The 2,804-nt window shown below is 67.7% G+C and carries 3 protein-coding genes; all 3 read left to right on the forward strand.

The window, feature by feature from the left end:
• Positions 1–115 precede the first annotated feature (115 nt).
• Positions 116–805, forward strand: a complete 690-nt coding sequence (locus tag ABW137_RS06915) for a nitroreductase (RefSeq protein ID WP_526398239.1) — start codon at positions 116–118, stop codon at positions 803–805.
• Between the two features lie 17 nt (positions 806–822).
• Complete coding sequence (locus tag ABW137_RS06920) at positions 823–1,383, forward strand: isochorismatase family protein (RefSeq protein WP_526398241.1); 561 nt, start codon at positions 823–825, stop codon at positions 1,381–1,383.
• Between the two features lie 488 nt (positions 1,384–1,871).
• On the forward strand, positions 1,872–2,804 hold a 933-nt coding region (locus tag ABW137_RS06925; RefSeq protein WP_526398243.1), incomplete at its 3' end, for an alpha-amylase family glycosyl hydrolase.

The following is a 2,804-nucleotide window of genomic DNA, read 5'->3' on the forward strand; positions in this document are numbered from 1 at the left end:
TGCCTGCCCGTCTCGCCCACGAATCGAAGTATACGTCTCCGTTTACACAAGCGGGAGTCTTCGCTACTCTGGCATCAAGTAAACGACAACGTGTACTTGATGGGAGAACGTCGCCATGCCCAGCCTCATCGAAACCGGCCTCATCGAAGCCGCGGAAACCCTGATCCGCACCCGACGGGCCACCCGCGCCTTCCGCGCCGACGAAGTGCCGCAGGACACGATGCGCTCCGTGTTCGCCCTCGCCGGGTCGGCGCCGTCGAACTCGAACACCCAGCCGTGGCACGTCGAGGTGGTCAGCGGTGCCACCCGTGATCGCCTGGCGGAGGCATTGGTTGCCGCCCACGAGGCAGGCGCTCAATCAGTCGACTTCCCGTACCGGGAGGGCCTGTTTCAGGGCGCGCTTGCGACCCGACGCGCGGAGTTCGGGGCGCAGCTATACGAGACGCTGGGCATCGCCCGCGACGACACCGATCTGCTCGACGGGTACAACGCCAAGAGTCTGCGGTTCTACGGCGCACCCCACGTGGCGATGCTGTTCGCGCCCCCGAACACCGAGGCGCGCATCGCCGCCGACATCGGCATGTACGCGCAGACGCTGCTGCTTGCCATGACCGCACACGGGATCGCGTCGTGCCCGCAGGCCCTGCTCACCTTCTACGCCGACACCGTGCGATCCGAACTCGGGGTGTCGGATCGCAAGCTGTTGCTGGGCATCTCGTTCGGCTACTCCGACGAGTCCGCGGTGGTGAACTCCTTCCGAGTGCCAAGGGCGGACGTGTCGGAGACCACGCGCTTCCACCGCTGAGCATCTACCGTCGACACATGCGCGCGCTGATCGTCGTCGACGTACAAAAGGACTTCTGCGAGGGCGGATCGTTGGCCGTCCATGGCGGCGCCGCCGTCGCCGCCGGGCTCACCGAACTGCTGGCCGACCCCACCCGCCGGGCGGCCTACGACCACGTCGTCGCCACCAAGGACTATCACGTCGATCCCGGCTCGCACTTCTCCGACGACCCCGACTACCGCGACTCCTGGCCGCGGCACTGCGTCGTGGACACCCCCGGCGTCGACTTCCACCCCGCCTTCGACCCCGCGGCCGTCGAAGCCGTCTTCACCAAGGGCGAGTACACGGCGGCCTACAGCGGCTTCGAGGGATCCGACGAGTCCGGCACCACGCTGGCCGACTGGCTGCGGGCCCGCGACGTAGACGCCGTCGACGTCGTCGGCATCGCGACCGACTACTGCGTCAAGGCCACGGCCGCCGACGCAGCCACGGCCGGGTTCACCACCCGGGTCCTGCTGGACCTGACGGCCGGGGTCTCCGAAACGACGACCACCGAGGCCGTCGAGTCGCTGCGGGCCGCAGGCGTCGCCATCGCGTAGCACCACGTCGCGGGTGATGTCGCGGGTGATGTCGCGGGTGATGGTGCCCACAGCGTCGTCGGCCCTGGTTTGCCGCGCCCGGCGACGGGGCAGTTCAGAGCCGGTGGCCAAACGGGCATACCTCGGATGCGCGTGCCTCGCCCGTCATGCTGCCGCACCCACTCGCGCCGTATCGTCACCATGACCGATCGACGTTCCAACCCGCAGCTCCACCAGAAGGGTGCACCTTGACCCCCACGTCTCGCTCCAAGGACACGGCTTCCAGCCCCGAAGACACCGCGTCCAGCGCCAACGATCCCGCGTCCAGCCCTGCCGACGCTCCCGCGTCCAGCCCTGCCGACGCCGCGTCTGACTCGAATGCCGCGTCTGACTTAAATGCGGCGTCCAACTCGAACGATGCCGCGTCCAGCTCGAAGGACACGGCGAAGCCTGCCGTCGTACCGACGTCACAGCCCGTCGCCCCACCCCGCGACACCGTGCTGCGGGAGATGTGGCCTGGCAAGGCCTATCCGCTCGGCGCCACGTACGACGGTTCGGGCAGCAACTTCGCGGTGTTCAGCGAGATCGCCGAGTCGATCGAGCTCTGCCTGTTCGACGCCGACGGCACCGAGACCAGGCTGAAGCTCCCCGAGGTGGACGGCTTCGTGTGGCACGGCTTCGTTCCCGACGTCGAGCCAGGCCAGCGCTACGGCTACCGCGTGCACGGACCGTACGACCCGGCCAACGGACTGCGCTGCAATCCGAACAAGCTGCTGCTGGACCCGTACGCGAAGGCCATCGACGGCGCGTTCCAGTGGGACCAGTCGCTGTTCGGCTACGACTTCGGTGATCCCGACAGCCGCAACGACGAGGATTCGGCCGCGTGCATGCCGAAGTCGGTCGTCATCAACCCGTTCTTCGACTGGGGCACCGACCGGCCTCCCCAGCACGAGTACGCCGACTCGATCATCTACGAGGCGCACGTCAAGGGCCTGACCCAGACGCATCCCGACATCCCCGAGCGCAGCCGCGGCACGTACGCCGCGATCGCGCACCCCGCGATCATCGAGCACCTCAAGGGCCTCGGGATCACCGCCATCGAGCTGATGCCGGTGCATCACTTCGCCAACGACTCCACCCTGATCGACAAGGGGCTGTCCAACTACTGGGGCTACAACACCATCGGGTTCTTCGCCCCGGACTCCAAGTACGGCGCGAGTGCCACTCCCGGCGGCCAGGTCCAGGAGTTCAAGGCCATGGTCCGCGCCCTGCACGAGGCCAACATCGAGGTCATCCTCGACGTCGTCTACAACCACACCGCCGAGGGCAACCACCTCGGCCCCACGCTGGCGTTCCGCGGCATCGACAACGCCGCCTACTACCGCCTCGACCCCGACGATCCGTCGCGGTACGTCGATTACACCGGGACGGGCAACACGCTC

The organism is Mycobacterium sp. (genome assembly GCF_040509115.1).
Classification (GTDB): Bacteria; Actinomycetota; Actinomycetes; order Mycobacteriales; family Mycobacteriaceae; genus Mycobacterium.

Coding starts and splice junctions, on each gene's coding strand:
- ABW137_RS06920 (WP_526398241.1), top strand. CDS start 823: ATGCGCGCGCTGATCGTCGTCGACGTACAAAAGGACTTCTGCGAGGGC.
- ABW137_RS06915 (WP_526398239.1), top strand. CDS start 116: ATGCCCAGCCTCATCGAAACCGGCCTCATCGAAGCCGCGGAAACCCTG.